At 56.5% G+C, this 17,216-nt stretch carries 14 protein-coding genes; 7 read left to right on the plus strand and 7 right to left on the minus strand.

Annotated elements, in window-relative coordinates; genetic code table 11:
• Positions 1-78: 78 nt before the first annotated feature.
• Entirely contained in the window at positions 79-648 is a 570-nt protein-coding gene (gene grpE / locus AACY26_RS18790) for a nucleotide exchange factor GrpE (protein ID WP_339516261.1), read from the minus strand.
• Between the two features lie 194 nt (positions 649-842).
• Here grpE and recN point away from each other — a divergent pair, with 194 nt between their 5' ends.
• Positions 843-2,516: a DNA repair protein RecN gene (gene recN, locus AACY26_RS18795; RefSeq protein WP_339516263.1), complete on the plus strand. Its 1,674-nt coding sequence runs from the start codon at positions 843-845 to the stop codon at positions 2,514-2,516.
• 115 nt (positions 2,517-2,631) lie between these two features.
• On the opposite strand, the gene fur is transcribed toward recN, so the two are convergent.
• Positions 2,632-3,036 (minus strand): ferric iron uptake transcriptional regulator, encoded by a 405-nt coding sequence (fur, locus tag AACY26_RS18800; RefSeq protein WP_339516265.1) that lies wholly within the window; start codon positions 3,034-3,036, stop codon positions 2,632-2,634.
• Positions 3,037-3,133: 97 nt separating this feature from the next.
• Between fur and AACY26_RS18805 the strand changes: the two genes are divergently transcribed.
• A complete protein-coding gene (locus AACY26_RS18805; protein WP_339516266.1) occupies positions 3,134-3,673 on the plus strand; it encodes an outer membrane protein assembly factor BamE in 540 nt (179 codons plus the stop codon).
• A gap of 137 nt (positions 3,674-3,810) precedes the next feature.
• Here AACY26_RS18805 and AACY26_RS18810 read toward each other — a convergent pair whose 3' ends face one another.
• Genes AACY26_RS18810 through AACY26_RS18820 form a run of 3 tightly spaced genes read right to left on the minus strand, consistent with a single transcriptional unit; the run spans position 3,811 to position 6,012 of the window.
• The gene (locus AACY26_RS18810) at positions 3,811-4,131 is read right to left on the minus strand and encodes an RnfH family protein (protein WP_339516268.1); all 321 of its coding nucleotides are present in this window, start codon (positions 4,129-4,131) and stop codon (positions 3,811-3,813) included.
• Between the two features lie 8 nt (positions 4,132-4,139).
• Positions 4,140-4,574: a type II toxin-antitoxin system RatA family toxin gene (locus AACY26_RS18815; RefSeq protein WP_339516270.1), complete on the minus strand. Its 435-nt coding sequence runs from the start codon at positions 4,572-4,574 to the stop codon at positions 4,140-4,142.
• Positions 4,575-4,608: 34 nt separating this feature from the next.
• On the minus strand, positions 4,609-6,012 hold the full coding sequence (locus tag AACY26_RS18820) for a sodium-dependent transporter (protein ID WP_339516271.1): 1,404 nt from the start codon (positions 6,010-6,012) through the stop codon (positions 4,609-4,611).
• Positions 6,013-6,192: 180 nt separating this feature from the next.
• Between AACY26_RS18820 and smpB the strand changes: the two genes are divergently transcribed.
• Positions 6,193-6,672: an SsrA-binding protein SmpB gene (gene smpB, locus AACY26_RS18825; RefSeq protein WP_339516273.1), complete on the plus strand. Its 480-nt coding sequence runs from the start codon at positions 6,193-6,195 to the stop codon at positions 6,670-6,672.
• A gap of 18 nt (positions 6,673-6,690) precedes the next feature.
• Here the strand turns inward: smpB and AACY26_RS18830 are convergent, their stop codons facing one another.
• Positions 6,691-7,464: an FCD domain-containing protein gene (locus AACY26_RS18830; RefSeq protein ID WP_339516275.1), complete on the minus strand. Its 774-nt coding sequence runs from the start codon at positions 7,462-7,464 to the stop codon at positions 6,691-6,693.
• A gap of 296 nt (positions 7,465-7,760) precedes the next feature.
• Between AACY26_RS18830 and AACY26_RS18835 the strand changes: the two genes are divergently transcribed.
• The 4 genes from AACY26_RS18835 to AACY26_RS18850 all read left to right on the plus strand — a co-directional run bounded on the left by AACY26_RS18835 (position 7,761) and on the right by AACY26_RS18850 (position 14,156).
• Entirely contained in the window at positions 7,761-9,458 is a 1,698-nt protein-coding gene (locus AACY26_RS18835; RefSeq protein WP_339516277.1) for an L-lactate permease, read from the plus strand.
• Positions 9,459-9,609: 151 nt separating this feature from the next.
• Positions 9,610-10,755 carry an FMN-dependent L-lactate dehydrogenase LldD gene (gene lldD, locus AACY26_RS18840; protein ID WP_339516278.1) on the plus strand — a complete coding sequence of 382 codons (1,146 nt, stop codon included), beginning with the start codon at positions 9,610-9,612 and terminating at the stop codon, positions 10,753-10,755.
• Positions 10,756-10,852: 97 nt separating this feature from the next.
• Positions 10,853-13,663 carry an FAD-binding and (Fe-S)-binding domain-containing protein gene (locus AACY26_RS18845; protein ID WP_339516280.1) on the plus strand — a complete coding sequence of 937 codons (2,811 nt, stop codon included), beginning with the start codon at positions 10,853-10,855 and terminating at the stop codon, positions 13,661-13,663.
• 217 nt (positions 13,664-13,880) lie between these two features.
• Entirely contained in the window at positions 13,881-14,156 is a 276-nt protein-coding gene (locus AACY26_RS18850; RefSeq protein ID WP_339516282.1) for a hypothetical protein, read from the plus strand.
• 122 nt (positions 14,157-14,278) lie between these two features.
• On the opposite strand, the gene AACY26_RS18855 is transcribed toward AACY26_RS18850, so the two are convergent.
• The gene (locus AACY26_RS18855; RefSeq protein ID WP_339516284.1) at positions 14,279-17,200 is read right to left on the minus strand and encodes an ATP-binding protein; all 2,922 of its coding nucleotides are present in this window, start codon (positions 17,198-17,200) and stop codon (positions 14,279-14,281) included.
• Between the last annotated feature and the right edge of the window lie 16 nt (positions 17,201-17,216).

The raw sequence follows: 17,216 nt of genomic DNA on the forward strand, positions 1-17,216 counted from the left end.
ATAATTGCGCACTGGTTCTGAGCCAACTGCGCTAGCACTAAAACGCTTGATTGTTTAATGGGGGCTAAAAAATTAATTTCAAGCCTTTTCATCGATTGATGGTGTCGGAGCGGCGGGTGCCTTGCTCACTACAACCATCGCTGGACGCAACAAACGACCGTGCAACTGGTAACCCTTCTGGAACACCTGGATCACGCTGTTTGGCTCCAGGGTTTCGCTTTCCTGCATTGCCATGGCCTGATGCAACTCTGGGTTGAACGGCTGGCCATGCGGATCAATCGCTTCCAACTGGTAACGCGACAGCGTGTCACGGAACAGCTTGAGGGTTAACTCCATGCCTTCACGCACTGCTTTGATCGCCTCATCATCCGGGCTCGACAGCTCAAGGCCGCGCTCCAGACTGTCGACGACCGGCAGCAGGTCGTTTGCAAACTTCTCCAAGGCAAACTTGTGTGCCTTCTCAACATCTTGATCTGCGCGACGGCGTACGTTTTGCAGATCAGCAGCCATGCGCAGCGATTGATCCTGCGCAGTAGCCAACTGCTCTTCCAGCGTTTGCACGCGAGCAGCCAGTTCGTCACCCGGCGCGGCATCTACTGCTGCTTCTGCCTCGGGAATCTGCGTATCCAGGGTCTGTTCGTCAGCCATGCCTCATTTCTCCTCTAAATAACCGGCGCGAGTCTTGATTCACGCTTCTGCCCCTTATATGGGGGCGGTTTTTACTGCTTCAAGGGGAAAACACCCACAAATACCAAGATTAAACACAGGTCGCACAAGGATATTGCCAGCAGCAAAAAAACTACTGTATAAATAACCATATTAAACACCTCGGAGACCTCACCATGCTGGTGCACCTGTCCGTACACAATTACGCAATCGTTGAGCATCTCGATCTAGAGCTGGAGCGCGGCATGAGCGTAATCAGCGGCGAGACCGGTGCAGGCAAATCGATCATGCTCGACGCACTCGGCCTGACCCTGGGCGACCGCGCAGACAGCGGTGTCGTGCGGCCCGGCGCAGACAAGGCCGACATCCTCGCCAGCTTCGATCTTGATGACATCCCCGAGGCCCGCACCTGGCTGGCAGAGCGCGACCTGGACCATGACGGCCCTTGCATCTTGCGCCGAGTGATCACCGCTGAAGGTCGCTCACGCGGCTACATCAACGGGTCACCCTGCCCGCAAGCCGACCTGAAGGCCCTTGGCGAGCTGCTGATTGATATTCACAGCCAGCATGAACACCAATCGCTGCTCAAGGCTGAAACCCATCGTCGCCTGCTCGATGAGTTTGCCGGCAGCCAGGAACTCTCTCGCCAAGTATCTCTGGCAGCGCAACGCTGGAAGCAAACCAAGAACGAGCTGGAACGCATTTCCAGCATCGGTGATGAACAGCGCGCGCGCCATCAGTTGCTCAGTTATCAACTTGAAGAACTGGACAACCTAGCCCTGGTCGACAACGAACTGGAGCAGCTTGAGCAAGAGCACAAGAACCTGACCAACGCCGAAAGCCTGCTCAGCGCCTGCCGCCAGGTTTTGGAGCTGTGCAGCGAGAGCGACGCAGGCAACGTACTTTCAGCCTTGACTGGCAGCCTCAACCGCCTGAGCAGCTTCCAAGGCCAGCCTGGGGCGCTGACAGAAGCCAGTAATATGCTCGCCAATGCCCAGATTCAAGTCGAAGAAGCCGTTGGCGAACTCAATCGCTTCATCGATCACTTCGATGCCGACCCGGAGCGCCTGCAAACCCTCGAAGAGCGGCTCGATGCTATCTATACATTGGCGCGCAAGCACCGGATCCAACCCGACCAGCTGCCGCACATGCAGCAACAGCTGTTCGATGAAATCGAAACCCTCAACGCTGACGACCAGGCCGCAGAGCGCCTGAGCGAAGAACTCAGCGCATTTGAACGGCATTATCAAGAAAAAGCCGCCGAACTCAGCCGCCTGCGCAGCAAGGGCGCCGAAAAGCTTGGCAAGGCGGTACAGAAGGAAATGCAAACCCTGGGCATGCCCGGCGGACGCTTTAGCATCCAACTGCATGCCAGCAGTAGCCCAGAGCCGCACGTTAACGGCATGGAGCAGGTTGAGTTTCTGGTCAGCGCCAACCCGGGCCAGCCACTCAAGGGGCTGGCCAAAGTTGCATCAGGCGGCGAACTGTCACGTATCAGCCTGGCAATCCAGGTCATCACCGCGCAAACCTCACGGGTACCGACCCTGGTATTCGACGAAGTTGACGTGGGCATTGGCGGCCCGACTGCCGAGGTTGTCGGCCAACTACTGCGTCGCCTGGGTGATCGCGGGCAGGTTCTGACCGTCACCCACCTGCCTCAGGTTGCGGCACAGGGTCATCAGCACCTGTTCGTGCACAAGGCGCGCGGCAATGACGCTACTCGCACCGCAGTCAGCAAACTGAGTAACGACCAACGTGTTGAAGAGATCGCCCGGATGCTTGGCGGCGTTGACCTGACCGATGAATCCATCGCCCACGCCCGACAAATGGTCAGCAGCGCCCAGGCCTGAGTCCACTCAGGCGCTCAGGGTATAAAAAAGGCGACCAACGGGTCGCCTTTTTAATGTTTACAACGCGAGCAAATCGCGCCAAGCAAGGAGCTTCAGGGTTGCCCCAAAAGATCTATCAACGTTTTTTACGTACATAGAGCACTAGATTGTGGTCTACGAGCTCAAAACCATGCTCGCTTACAATTTCTTTTTGGCGTTTTTCGATCTCGGAGTCGACAAATTCTATCACCTCGCCGGTGTCCACACAAACCATATGGTCATGATGGCCACCATCGGCTAATTCGAACACTGCATGGCCGCCATCGAAGTTATGACGAACAACCAGGCCTGCGGCCTCAAATTGCGTCAACACCCGGTAAACAGTGGCCAAACCAACGTCCTCACCCGCCTCCATCAGCGACTTGTAGACATCCTCTGCACTCATGTGGCGTTGACCTGCAGAGTCCAGCATTTGCAGGATTTTCACCCGTGGTAGGGTTACTTTCAGGCCAACCTTGCGTAGTTCGTTATTTTCAACCATGGTCTGCTTTCTCGAGGAAGCGGTTTCGCAGCTTCCCTTATTACGGGTATGATCGGGGTTTACGTTGCCCAGCCAAGATAGTGGAAGTCACGCACCGATGCAAAAAACCAAGCTCCTGCTGACCAGCCTCACCTTTACGGGGCTCATCGCACTCGCCGGTTGTTCATTCCCCGGGGTTTATAAAATCGACATTCAACAGGGCAATGTCGTCACACAAGACATGATAGACCAGTTGCGCCCAGGAATGACCCGCAAACAAGTGCGGTTTATTATGGGCAACCCGCTGATCACAGATACATTCCATGCAAATCGCTGGGATTACCTGTACAGCATGCAACCGGGCGGTCGTCAGCGTTTGCAAGAGCGCGTGAGTCTGATGTTTGACGACAACGACCAGCTTATGGGCCTAGCCGGCGACTTTAAGCCAGGCGTCAGCCGTGACCAGGAAATCATGGGCGACGAGCCTGAGACGACTGTCACACCGACTGACGGCAGCGGAGAGCAGCCAGAAAGCGAAGCGCCTAAAGTAGACGAAGAGCCGCCTGCACCGGGCTCACTGCTGGAGCAAATCCAGAAGGACGTCGACAGCGCAGAGCCTGCTGCCGTACCTACACCTGAGCCGCTGGATACCGAATAACGGCCGCCAGTCGCCAGACGCAAAAAAACCGGTGAAAACCGGTTTTTTTGTTACTTAAACAAGGTGAATGACGCTTTTATCATCAATCACTTGGCTTATTTATCAAACATTGGTGGGCAAGCTTCGCGTTGCCACACCTACTCTCTTGCAGCCTCTTGCTTGGCCTTGGCTGCTTTGGCGGCGCGTTGCTTGCGCACCTCTTTGGGGTCGGCGATCAAAGGTCGGTAGATTTCAACTCGTTCGCCCTCCTCCATCACCCGCTCTTCGGGCTTGGCCACGGCCTTGCCAAATATGCCCAGCGGACTGTTGGCTAAATCGAGGCCGGGAAAATGCGCCTGCATACCCGATTGCTCGGCAGCCTGGCGCATTGTGGTGCCGTACGGCAGGCTCAGGCGCAGCAGTTTTTGCTTATCGGCCAGGGCATACACCACTTCGACCACAATGGTTTTGCTATCCATGGGACGCACTATCCATATAAGTTCTTGGCCCGCTGGCAGAACGCATCGACCAGGGTGTTGGCGGCCTGATTGAACAGCGGGCCAAGGGTTGCGCGGACAATAGAGCCCGCGTAGTCAAAGGTCAGGTCCAGGCTGATTTTACAGGCCTTGTCGCCCAGTGCCTTGAACTCCCAACGTCCATGAAAATGGTTAAACGGGCCATCTTCAAGGTTTAGCTCAATCAACTGCCCCGGCACCAAGGTGTTACGTGTGACAAAGCGCTGGCTAAAGCCGGCCTTGGCCACTTCAAGGCTGGCGACCATCAACTCATCGGTGACTTCAAGCACCTCACTGGCTGAGCACCAGGGTAGAAACTCCGGATAGCTCGCCACGTCATTGACCAAGTCATACAGCGCCTGCGCCGGATAGGGTAATAGCGCCGAGCGTTGAATATGCGTACTCATAACTCTGCGACTTCATGTAACACGAACATAATTCTCACTTAGTCAGCTCTGCAACAAACACAATCAAAACACCAATCGGTGCCACTACGCGGATCAGCCACAGGGCGATATTGAACAGCAACGGGCTTTTGATCGATAACTCATCACGCACCGAGTCCCGGGTCATGACCCAGCCTGCAAACATGGCGAACGCCAGGCCACCAATGGGCAGCAAGATACGACTGGTCAGGTAATCAATGCCCTCGAAGAAGTTTTTGCCGCCCTCTGCGCCCCACTGAAACAGGTGGAAGCCGTCTTTGGCAAATACAAAGAACTTGGCATCGGCACCGATATTGAACGATAGCACCGTCCCCATGCCGACCAACCAACAAAACGCCGCCAGGCAACTGGTCACTTGGGTCCGGCTGCGGCCAGTACGCTCGACAAAGTAGGCAACAGCCGGTTCAAGCATGGAAATAGACGAACTCCACGCGGCCAGGGCAACCAATACAAAGAAGACCAGGCCCATGACCTGCCCGAACGCCACATTGCCAAAGGCAATCGGCAAGGTGACGAACATCAGCCCCGGGCCACCACCGGGTTCTAGCCCGGCGGCAAAGACGATCGGAAACAACGCCAGGCCAGCAGTCAGCGCGACCAGGGTATCGAGCAAGCCAACCGTCAATACCGTCGCACCAATCGAAGATTTTTTCGGCATATAGGAGCCGTACACCATGATCGAACCCACACCCACGCTGAGCGTGAAGAAGGCGTGTCCCATCGCGGCGAGAATACCGCCCTGCACCTTGCTCGGGTCAAAGTGAAACAGGAAGTGAAAGCCTTCCATGAAATGCCCGGTGGTAAAGCTGTAGCCGAGCAGGATCAGCAGCAGCACAAACAGCATTGGCATCATGATCCGCAAACTGCGCTCAAGCCCAGCCACCACGCCCTTGGCGATGACAAAACCAGTGCCGATCATAAACAGCGTATGCCAGAGCGTCAGGCGCCAGGGGTTATCAGTCAGACCGCCGAATGCCGCGCCTGCGCCTTCGGCACCGATACCAGTGAAATCACCACGCCCCATGCCAATGATGTAATCCAGCGACCAGCCTGCGACCACGCTGTAGAACGACAGGATCAGCAGCGCTGCAACCATGCCAATCACCGCTGCGACTGACCAATAGCGCGAACCGCCAGACTCTTTGGCCAGGCTGCGCATCGCATTGACCGGGCTCTGCCGGCCACGTCGACCAATCAGTGTTTCAGCCAGCATGATTGGCAAGCCAACCAAGGCAATACAAACCAGATACATGGCCACAAAGGCGCCGCCGCCATACAGACCAGTCATGTAGGGGAATTTCCAGATATTTCCCAACCCAACCGCCGAGCCAGTGGCGGCCAGAATAAATACCCAGCGGCTGGCCCAGGCGCCGTGAATCGAGACTTTATCGTTTGCCATGTGCGGCTAGCCTGTTGTGCAGATAAAAAAGATCGCGCATTGTCCGAGATAACGCGAGGCGGCTCAAGCGTGCATGGCCCGCGCCTGGGGTTTGTATGCGATGACGACGCAATCAATTAATCAATTGTCGTGCATCAGCAGATAGCGCGAGCGCGTTCGACTCCCTATAATGCGCCGCCTATGGCTAAACAAAAGAAACAGAACGAAAACACCATCGCGCTTAACAAGAAAGCGCTGCATGACTATTTCATCGAAACCAAGTTCGAAGCCGGGCTCGCGCTCGCCGGTTGGGAAGTGAAAAGCATGCGTGCCGGCAAAGCGCAGTTGACCGACAGCTACGTGCTGTTGAAAAACGATGAAGCCTGGCTGATGGGTTGCCACATCACCCCGCTGACCACTGCAAGCACCCACGTGATTGCAGACCCGACACGCACCCGCAAGCTCTTGCTCAACAAGCGCGAACTGGAGAAGCTGTTCGGCGCGGTCAACCAGAAAGGCTATACCTGCGTCGCCCTGTCGATCCAGTGGAAGGCCCATCTGGTCAAGTGCACCATTGCGCTGGTGAAAGGTAAGAAAGACTTCGACAAGCGTCACACCGAGAAAGAACGTGACGCCGATCGTGAAGTTCAGCGCGCCATGCGCACCAAGGGCAAAGAGTAAAACGCGGCCTCACTGCGGCTAGGGGTAGTGCGTCGAACGGCGCTGCGCCCTGGCCTCGCGCTGAACCTGCTGCTGCACCTCGGCAAGCACTTCCTGCACATAATCAATGTGCTGATTCGATAACGCCCGCGCTTCATCTGCACGCCTGCCAATAATCGCTTCGTACAGCGCCCTATGCTGGTTGATCAGCATGTCCCGGGTTTCGCTGCGCTGCTCATACATGCCGCCGATGTTGGTCACCACGTTACGCTTGAGCAAATCAAACAGACCACGAATGGTATGCAATAACACCGCATTGTGGCTGGCTTCGGCGATAGCCAGGTGAAACTGTGCGTCGGCTGCGCCCTCTTCTGCACGAGTCACCTTGCCGCTGCGGTTGTAGCAATCCTGCAGGGCATCGAAGGCACTCTTCAGGCGCTCCAGATCAAGCTCGGTCGCGCGCATCGCCGCGTAATAGGCACAGGAACCTTCCAGGGTATGGCGAAACTCAAGCAAGTCGCGCTGCGCCTCGGGATTACTTTCCATCAGCAGCAACAATGGGTCGCTAAAGGTTGATCCCAGTGTTTGCGCCACATAGTTGCCACCGCCCTGGCGGCTGACCAACAACCCCTTGGCAACCAGCTTCTGGATTGCCTCACGCAGCGAGGGCCGCGAAACACCAAAACGCTCGGCCAGCACGCGCTCGGCAGGCAGGCGCTCGCCAACCTTTAACGATCCCTCAAGAATCATGGTTTCCAGTTGCGCAACGATGTCATCGCTGAGACGACGCTGGCGCAAAGGCCCAACTTCCATAGCTAACCCTCAGTGGTTTGACCATTCGTCACTTGGAGCAGTGCGAAGAAACAAGCCTATATCCTGGCCCACAGCCGCACAACAGCAGGCCATCCGACCAAAGTCTTAATCTCGCGGTTTGACAGCCAAGCTCACTACTTTTAACCTGAGCGCTACATTTTGTAAATTGGTATTACCAATTTATCGAATTTTTAATAACAATAACTTTTGAGGTTCGTCATGTTTTGCTGCTCTGAACAGCCAGCTTCGCTCGCACCTCCACGCCACACCTACGCGCTACTGAGCGGAGATTTCAGATGAATTCCGGTGTACTCGCTTTACTCGCTTTCTCGCCTATATTGCTTGCTGCCATTTTGCTGATCGGCCTGCGCTGGCCAGCTAAACGGGCCATGCCTCTGGTTTACCTGCTGACCGCTGCGGTCGGTTTGCTGGCTTGGGACATGAGCTTCACCCGCATCCTGGCCTCAACCCTGCAAGGTCTGCTGATCACCTTGGGCCTGCTGTGGATTATCTTCGGCGCGATCTTGTTGCTGAACACACTCAAGCATTCTGGCGGTATCACTGCGATCCGCGCAGGCTTTGCCACCATCAGCCCTGACCGCCGGATTCAGGCGATCATCATTGCCTGGTTGTTTGGTTGCTTTATCGAAGGCGCGTCCGGCTTTGGTACACCGGCGGCGATTGCCGCACCATTGCTGGTTGCAATTGGTTTCCCCGCCATGGCCGCTGTGCTGATGGGCATGCTGGTGCAAAGCACTCCGGTATCGTTCGGCGCTGTCGGCACGCCGATTATCGTCGGTGTCAGCACCGGCCTGGACAGCCATGCGATTGGCGCACAGCTGCTGGAGCACGGCTCATCCTGGGCGCAGTTCCTGCAGCTGATCACCAGCGAAGTTGCGATCATCCACGCCATTGTCGGCACGGTGATGCCGCTGTTCATGGCGATGATGCTGACTCGCTTCTTCGGTCAGGAAAAAAGCTGGAAAGCAGGCCTTGAAGTGCTGCCATTTGCGATTTTCGCAGGCTTGGCCTTTACCATACCTTACGCCTTGACCGGTGTCTTCCTTGGTCCGGAGTTCCCATCGCTGATTGGTGGCCTTACTGGCTTGGCGATTGTAACCAGCGCGGCGCGCATGGGTTTTCTGGTACCGAAAACCGCTTGGGATTTTGCCCCGGCTAAAGATTGGCCAGCCGAGTGGATCGGCACCGTCGAGATGAAACTTGACGAACTGGCCCACAAGCCAATGAGCTCGCTGCGCGCGTGGCTGCCTTATGTCCTGGTTGGCGTATTGCTGGTGATCAGCCGTGTATTCCCGGACGTTGGCAACGCACTCAAGGCGGTAGTGATCAACTTCCCGGATTTGCTGGGTGAAACGGGCGTCAGCGCTAACTTCCAGCCGCTATTCCTGCCCGGCGGAATCCTGGTCGCCGTGGTGATAGCAACCTTCTTCCTGCACGGCATGAAGGTGCGTGAGCTGACTGCTGCGGTAAAAGAGTCCAGCTCGGTATTGCTCAGTGCGGGCTTTGTCTTGCTCTTCACCGTGCCAATGGTGCGTATCCTGATCAACTCAGGTGTTAACGGTGCGGATCTGGGCAGCATGCCAATCGTTATGGCACGCTGGGCTGCCGATAGCGTGGGCGGTATTTATCCACTGCTCGCACCAAGTATCGGTGCGCTGGGTGCATTTATTGCGGGCTCCAACACCGTCAGCAACATGATGTTCAGCCAGTTCCAGTTTGGCGTCGCCACCAGCCTTGGTTTATCGAGCGCACTGATTGTTGCGGCTCAAGCCATTGGCGCGGCAGCGGGTAACATGGTGGCCATCCACAACGTGGTTGCCGCATCGGCTACCGTCGGCCTGCTCGGCCGCGAAGGCAATACACTGCGCAAAACCATCTGGCCTACGCTGTACTACGTGCTATTGACCGGCATCATTGCCATGATTGCCGTGTATGGTTTGGGTATCAGCGATCCATTGATGGCCGCACACTAAGCGCTTCAATACGACATGCTCAGCCCGGCTGGGCATGTTGTCGCCACAGACGCAACGTATATGAAAGCGTGCCCAACTCTAGGCACGCACAGTCGAGGGCAGCGCCCGCCTGGCAAGCTCCTCATAATCAACATTACAGGGTGCTTTATTGATGATTATCTCGGCCTCTACCGATTACCGCGCCGCAGCCCAACGCAAACTGCCACCGTTTTTATTTCATTACGCAGACGGCGGTGCTTACGCCGAGCACACGCTGCGCCGTAACGTTTCTGACCTGGCTGACATTGCCCTGCGCCAACGCGTGCTGCGCAATATGTCCGAGCTCAGTCTGGAAACCACCCTGTTCAATGAAACCCTGTCGATGCCAGTGGCAATAGCACCTGTCGGCTTGTGCGGCATGTTCGCTCGCCGTGGCGAGGTTCAAGCGGCACGCGCAGCCGATGCCAAAGGCATTCCGTTTACCCTGTCGACCGTGTCGGTATGCCCGATCGAAGAAGTCGCCCCGGCGATCAATCGGCCCATGTGGTTCCAGCTGTATGTGTTGAAAGACCGCGGCTTTATGAAAAACGCCCTTGAGCGCGCCAAGGCGGCCGGTGTGACCACGCTGGTGTTTACCGTCGATATGCCAACGCCAGGCGCCCGCTACCGTGACGCACACTCCGGCATGAGCGGCCCGAATGCAGCGGCACGGCGCATGCTGCAAGCCGTGACCCACCCGTCATGGGCTTTGGACGTTGGCTTGCTGGGGCGTCCGCATGATTTGGGCAATATCTCGACGTATCGCGGCAACCCAACCGGACTGGCCGACTACATCGGCTGGCTGGCGAACAACTTCGACCCATCGATTTCATGGAAAGATCTGGAGTGGATTCGTGATTTCTGGGACGGCCCGATGATCATCAAGGGTATCCTCGATCCGGAAGACGCCAAGGATGCGGTCAAATTTGGCGCCGACGGCATCGTTGTCTCCAACCACGGCGGGCGTCAGCTCGATGGTGTGTTGTCCAGTGCTCGTGCGCTGCCAGCCATTGCCGACGCGGTCAAGGGCGATCTGAAAATCCTCGCTGACTCGGGCATCCGCAATGGCCTCGATGTAGTGCGCATGGTCGCCCTGGGCGCTGACTGCGTAATGCTCGGCCGCGCATTCCTGTACGCGCTGTCGGTAGCTGGTGAAGCAGGCGTACGCAACTTGCTCGACTTGATCGAAAAAGAAATGCGCGTGGCAATGGTGCTGACTGGCGCTAAATCCATCAACGAGATCAGTGCCGAGTCACTGGTTCGCGAACTAGGCCGCTAAACCTAGCCATAACTAAAAAGCGGAGCAATGCGGTTGCCAACAACCCCATTGCTATCGCTTGAATACCGCTCAACTACCGATGATTTACGGAGCTCGCATGAGCCTGCCTGCTGCATTCTTGACTGAAGTTAAACGCCTGATTCCGGCCAAGCGCCTGTTTGATGACCCGTTGTCGACGCTGGCATTTGGCACGGACGCCAGTTTCTACCGGCTTGTCCCCAAGCTGGTGGTTCGCGTTGAATCAGAGGCAGAAGTCGTCGGCCTTTTGAAGTGTGCCGCCGCGCACCAAGTGGCGGTGACATTCCGTGCAGCGGGCACCAGCCTTTCTGGCCAGGCCCTTAGCGACTCGGTACTGATCGTATTGGGTGACAACTGGAACGCACGCGAGGTACGTCAACAAGGGGCGCAGATTCGCCTGCAACCCGGTGTCATCGGTGCCCAGGCGAATGTGGCTCTTGCCCCATTCCAGCGCAAGATCGGCCCAGATCCCGCTTCAATCAATGCCTGCAAGATCGGAGGCATAGTCGCCAACAACGCCAGCGGCATGTGCTGCGGCACGGCGCAAAATAGCTATCACACACTCGCCGGTATTCGCCTGGTCCTGGCTGACGGCAGCGTGCTGGACAGCGAAGACAGCGCCAGCGTTGCCAACTTTGAACAAAGCCATGCTGAGCTGCTTGCCCAGCTTAAAGCGCTAGGCCAACAAACCCGCGCCAATACCGAACTGGCGGCAAAGATCCGCCACAAGTACCGGTTGAAAAACACCACCGGCCTGTCACTCAATGCACTGGTCGATTTCGATCAGCCATTGGATATCCTCAGCCACCTGATGGTCGGCTCGGAAGGCACGCTGGGGTTCATCAGTTCGGTCACTTACGACACGGTGCCGGATCATCCGCACAAAGCCAGCGCCTTGATCGTATTCCCGGATGTCGAGACCTGCTGCCGCGCAGTCACCGTACTGAAAAGCCAGCCGGTATCGGCGGTCGAGCTGCTTGATCGCCGCAGCTTGCGCTCGGTCGAGAATCAAAAAGGCATGCCAGAGTGGGTCAAGGCGCTATCCGCCAACGCTTGCGCATTATTGATTGAGGCGCGCGCTGCCGGAGACAGCTTGCTGGCCGAACAACTGGGCCAGATCAGCGCCTCGATCAGCCAGTTCCCGGTCGAGAAACAGGTCGACTTCAGCAGCGATCCACTGGTCTACAACCAGCTGTGGAAGATCCGCAAAGACACCTTCCCTGCCGTGGGCGCGGTCCGCGAGACGGGCACCACGGTCATCATCGAGGACGTCACCTTTCCGGTCGAGCAGCTCGCCGAAGGAGTCAATCGCCTGCTTGAGTTGTTCGACAAGCACGCGTATTCCGAAGCCATTATTTTTGGCCATGCACTCGAAGGCAATCTGCATTTCGTTTTCACCCAAGCCTTTGACTCACCCGAGCAAGTGGCTCGCTACGAAGCCTTTATGCAAGACGTTGCCCAATTGGTGGCGGTGGAATTCGGCGGCTCGCTCAAGGCTGAACACGGCACCGGCCGTAACATGGCGCCGTTCGTTGAGTTGGAATGGGGCCGCGATGCTCATCAGTTGATGTGGCAAATCAAGCGCCTGCTCGACCCACAAGGCATCCTCAACCCAGACGTCGTGCTCAGCACTGACCCGCAGATTCACCTGAAGAATCTGAAACCACTGCCCGCTGCCGATGAAATAATCGATAAATGCATCGAGTGCGGTTTCTGCGAACCGGTTTGCCCCTCAAAAGGCCTGACCTTAAGCCCGCGCCAGCGCATTGTTATCTGGCGTGATATCCAAGCCAAAAAACGCGCAGGCGTTGATACCACGGCGCTTGAGCGCGATTATCACTATCAAGGCATCGACACCTGCGCAGCGACAGGCTTGTGCGCGCAACGTTGCCCTGTCGGCATCAATACGGGTGACCTTGTGCGTAAGCTGCGCGCCAAAGAGGCAACCCATACTCGCACCGCAAATTGGCTTGCCGATCACTTCGAAACGGCGCTCAATGGCACGCGTGCCACGCTGACGTTGGCCAACGGAGTACGCAAGTTTCTCGGCGCACCGCGCCTGCAAAGTCTCTCCGCCAGCTTGAGCCGCGTATCCAAACAACGGATTCCGCAGTGGACGCCAGCCATGCCTCAAGCGGTACGCCCCATACGCGTGCACCAGCCAACCACCGACGCGCGCCCCCGTGTGGTCTATCTGGCTGCCTGCGTATCACGGGCCATGGGCCCGGCATTCAGTGACAGCGAACAAATGCCGCTGATCGACAAGACCCGCAGCCTGCTGGAAAAAGCTGGCTATCAGGTTGTGTTCCCCGACGCCCAGGAAAACCTCTGCTGTGGCCAGCCATTTGCCTCCAAAGGCTACGCAGAGCAAGCCGAGCGTAAGCGTACCGAGTTGGTCAATGCATTGCTTGAAGCCAGCCGTGGCGGACTTGACCCAATTTACTGCGACACCAGCCCTTGCACCTTGCGCCTGATCCAGGACGGCATCGACCCTCGGCTCAAGCTGCATGACCCGGTCAAATTCATCCGCGAGCATTTGCTTGATCGCTTGGAAATAACCCCGCAAGACAAGCCCATTGCCTTGCATGTCACCTGCAGCACCCAGCACCTGGGCGAGGCTCAAGGCTTGATCGACATCGCCAGGCGCTGCTCGAACCAAGTGGTGATTCCAGAAGGCATTCATTGCTGCGGTTTTGCCGGTGACAAAGGTTTTACAACACCGGAGCTCAACAGCCATTCGCTGCGTGATTTGAAAGACGCGGTACAGATCTGCGATGAAGGTATTTCGACCAGCCGCACCTGCGAGATTGGCTTGAGCCACCACGCAGGAATCGACTATCACGGCCTGGTCTACTTGGTTGACCGAGTCTCGCGACCACGGGCAATTTGAGCCATTGCTGCACACCTTCCTGACGCGGGGTGTGCAGGGTTTATTCGGCGAATTGTTGGCAAAAGCTGGCGAACCTGACACTTGAAAAAATCTGAACTTTCAATCGGCGCGCGGGGTCATTTTCTGTGAGCGCTTTAAAATGGCTTGAGAAACCCGCAGATGCGACTCACGACAATGAGTCAGCTCGCGAGATCTACCATTGAAAAGGATGACTATTATGAAACGTATTTCAGCTTTTATTATCGCAGCCGCTCTGACAGCACCTGCATTTGCAGCAGATGACCTGTGTGACGTTAACCTGCAAAAACTTGCGGACAACTCCGCCGTCATCAGCACCTTGGGCAGCCCGCTGAAAGAGCAGGTCGAGTCGCATTTGAAAGCAGCCAAGGAAGCCCAGGCTGCTGGCGATTTGAAAGAATGCGGTAGCCATGCGGAACAAGCACTGCAGATGCTCAAAGGCCCCAACGGTGACTCAAACACCGACGCAGGCTAAGCACGCCCAACGACAGGTGGCTGATCCTCCCGCCGCCAACGTTATAAAGCCAGCTTGAATGCTGGCTTTTTTATGCCCGCTTCAAAGACCTTGCACAGCTGCAGCGCCCAGCCTCATAGCGCTCATAAACGAGCGGCCTGATTGACAACATCTAGCGATGACAACAGCAAGCGGCGCAAGGTTTTGAGCTCGACCGGCTTAGCCATGCAAGCCCTGGCACCCAGCACCCGCGCCTGCGCAAACAGCTGCTCATCTGACTGCCCACTCATCACAATGATGGGCAAGCCAGTGAACGCCGGATTACCGTGGATATTGCCGAGCAACTTCAAGCCCTCGCTTGGCGTTGGTAAATCGAGGTCCAACAACAGCAGGCTTGGCAGCTCTTCATCCAGCGCAGCCCAGGCCTGCTGGGCACTGTTGGCGCCACGCACATTGGCCAATCCCTGCAGGACATCATTGGCCAGCTGCACCGTGACCAAGTTGTTGTCCACACAGAGCACCAGCGGTATTTGCGGCGCAAGCGAGCTGTCATCCAGGCTCTCGCTCGGTTGCCCGGCGCTCTGTAGATCAATCCAGAAGCAACTTCCCTGCCCCACTTCACTGGTGACGCCGATCTCGCCCCCCATCAAATGAGCAAGCTCACGGCAGAGCACCAACCCTATTCCGGTACCCGGGATGTTCGAGCTCTCACGACCGAGTCGCTGAAAGGGTTCGAACAGTTGCTTGATCTGCTCCTCACTCAGCCCGTCACCACTGTCACAAACCCACAACCGTACGGAGTCGGAACGCACCTCGCAACCAAGCCTGATGCTGCCTGGCGGGGCACTGTATTTGATCGCGTTAGACAAAAAGTTGAGCAGCACTTGCCGAACTCTTCGCGCATCCGCGTATATGTACAACGACACATCCCTGCTGATGCCCACATCGATATCCAACTCTCGACGCAGGGCTTCGGGCTGAAGCAATTCAGCGCAACCGTATAACAGGGCAGAAACGTCGACAGCCTCCATGCGCAATTGCTGGGTGCGACTTTCAATGCTCGACAGATCAAGGATGTCATCAACCAATGAGGTCAGGTGCCGGCTGGCATTGACAATTTCCTGCGCGTAATCAGCCTCTTGCTGGCGGTCTGGCTTATCCTGGGTATCGAGCTCAATCAGCTGGGCAAAGCCCTGAATTGCATTGAGCGGGGTACGCAATTCATGGCTCATGCTCGACAGGAAGCGGCTCTTGGCCTGGCTGGCAGATTGCGCCTCCAATGTGGCGCTACGCAGCTCTTCCTGGGCCAGCTTGAGCCGCGTGACATCAACATAAGTACCGGCGATACGCATGGCGTGACCTTGCTCGTTACGCTCCAATACCTTACCGCGACTGAGCAACCAGACGTAGTTACCCTGCGCGTCGGCATAACGGTACTCCGCCTCGAAATGTTCTTGATCACTCTGGGAAAACCGCTCGCGTAAATGGCGCAGGCGCTCAACATCATTAGGATGCATGTGCTGATTGAAATCATTAAAGGTGACCACTTGAGCGGGTAGCCCGAAACGCTTGCGAAACCGCTCGCTGATCCTGATCGTCAGCATCTGCCTGTCTACTTCCCACAAGCTCTCGGTCGTGCTCTCAAGCACTAGCTGCAATATGCCTTGGGCTTCCTGGCGCTTGATCTCACTTGCCTGTAGTTGCTCGGCAGTCTGCAGCACCGCAGTTGAAATGGATTCCAGCTCGTTGATTTCGCTGTGCACCGCTTGCAGCTTGTATTGTCCACCACCGAGTTGGCGCAACATTCCCACAATTGCATCTATCGGATTAAGCAACAAAGCGCTCAACCGCTTGGAACGCAGCCACATCCAGCCAAAAAATAACAAGTAGAACAGCAGCAAGCCGATGATCATCAGGTAGCCGATACTCTGGTAGTGACTGGCGATGCGATTGGTCTCGCGGAAAATATTGACCTCGTCCACCACCAGCAACAGCTTCCAACCCGTTTGCTTGACCTCGCTCCAGGCAACTAGCTGCTTTCGGCCATTTAAATAGGTCTCGGTAACCGAGCTATCCCCCTGCTCCATGGCTGCCAGCAGCGATTGCATATCTTTACGGCCAGCCAAGCTGAAACGCTTGGGTTTCAAGACCTCAGCATTGACCGCACCGTTGTAGGACGCCTCGGTAAGCTCCTCCAGGCCAAAATCCTGTTCACCTGCCTTAGGCAGCGCCATAATGGTGTTCTGTGGCCCGATAAGCACGGAATAGCCACTCCAGGGCACAATCAAATCGCTGACTTCCTCGATCAACTCACTGACCGTGACATCGAGCCCAGCTACCCCTTCAAGAAAATCGCCGCGATACACCGGCGCAATCGCCGACATCACCCAACCCTGGCCAGCTGGATCGAGATAAATATCGGTCCACACCGTCTTGCGCTGCGGATTGTGCTCAGCGTCAGCCTTGTAATAGAAGTTGAACTTGGTCATGTCGAAGTTGCGCGGATATTGCGCAAGCGTATCGATTGAGGGGTAAATCCGGTTGTAGCTGTCCCAGCTATTGAAATAGGCCGCCGCTACAGTCGGGTTCGCCGCATGGATGGAGCGCAAGAGCGGATCAATCTGGGCCAGTCGCAAGACCTTGTCGTGATCTTGCTGCGCCAAAGGGGTCAAGTTCGAGTAAAACGACGCCGCACGGTTTTTAACCGCCTCGGAATAATAAATACCTTCAGGGGTCGTCCTGTAGCGATTTAGCTCAAGGGCGTCCGGCTTGAAATCCTTGTCCTGCAGCGCCTGCAGAGTCGCATCACGTAGCAATTCAACCTGAACCTGCACGCCCCTCAAACGGCTCTCGATCACCTGCCGCTCACGGTCAACAGAGGTCGACAGCTGGCTGAGCGCATTTTCACGCAGGTAACCCATCTGCGCTTCACGTATTGCCGAATTGCTTAGCATGTAGACAGCAATTAACACGCACTCGACCAGCACCAGCGGAATCAGCGAGCTCTGTACAAATGCCCGCCATATCCATTGGCGCAGCGGATAGGGCGATACCCGTGATGACATACCCTTGCCTCTTCCC

The organism is Pseudomonas sp. RL_15y_Pfl2_60 (assembly GCF_963970595.1).
Lineage (GTDB): Bacteria > Pseudomonadota > Gammaproteobacteria > Pseudomonadales > Pseudomonadaceae > Aquipseudomonas.

Coding starts and splice junctions, on each gene's coding strand:
- recN (WP_339516263.1), top strand. CDS start 843: ATGCTGGTGCACCTGTCCGTACACAATTACGCAATCGTTGAGCATCTC.
- lldD (WP_339516278.1), top strand. CDS start 9,610: ATGATTATCTCGGCCTCTACCGATTACCGCGCCGCAGCCCAACGCAAA.
- AACY26_RS18805 (WP_339516266.1), top strand. CDS start 3,134: ATGCAAAAAACCAAGCTCCTGCTGACCAGCCTCACCTTTACGGGGCTC.
- grpE (WP_339516261.1), bottom strand. CDS start 648: ATGGCTGACGAACAGACCCTGGATACGCAGATTCCCGAGGCAGAAGCA.
- AACY26_RS18845 (WP_339516280.1), top strand. CDS start 10,853: ATGAGCCTGCCTGCTGCATTCTTGACTGAAGTTAAACGCCTGATTCCG.
- AACY26_RS18810 (WP_339516268.1), bottom strand. CDS start 4,131: ATGGATAGCAAAACCATTGTGGTCGAAGTGGTGTATGCCCTGGCCGAT.
- AACY26_RS18850 (WP_339516282.1), top strand. CDS start 13,881: ATGAAACGTATTTCAGCTTTTATTATCGCAGCCGCTCTGACAGCACCT.
- smpB (WP_339516273.1), top strand. CDS start 6,193: ATGGCTAAACAAAAGAAACAGAACGAAAACACCATCGCGCTTAACAAG.
- fur (WP_339516265.1), bottom strand. CDS start 3,036: ATGGTTGAAAATAACGAACTACGCAAGGTTGGCCTGAAAGTAACCCTA.
- AACY26_RS18820 (WP_339516271.1), bottom strand. CDS start 6,012: ATGGCAAACGATAAAGTCTCGATTCACGGCGCCTGGGCCAGCCGCTGG.
- AACY26_RS18815 (WP_339516270.1), bottom strand. CDS start 4,574: ATGAGTACGCATATTCAACGCTCGGCGCTATTACCCTATCCGGCGCAG.
- AACY26_RS18855 (WP_339516284.1), bottom strand. CDS start 17,200: ATGTCATCACGGGTATCGCCCTATCCGCTGCGCCAATGGATATGGCGG.
- AACY26_RS18830 (WP_339516275.1), bottom strand. CDS start 7,464: ATGGAAGTTGGGCCTTTGCGCCAGCGTCGTCTCAGCGATGACATCGTT.
- AACY26_RS18835 (WP_339516277.1), top strand. CDS start 7,761: ATGAATTCCGGTGTACTCGCTTTACTCGCTTTCTCGCCTATATTGCTT.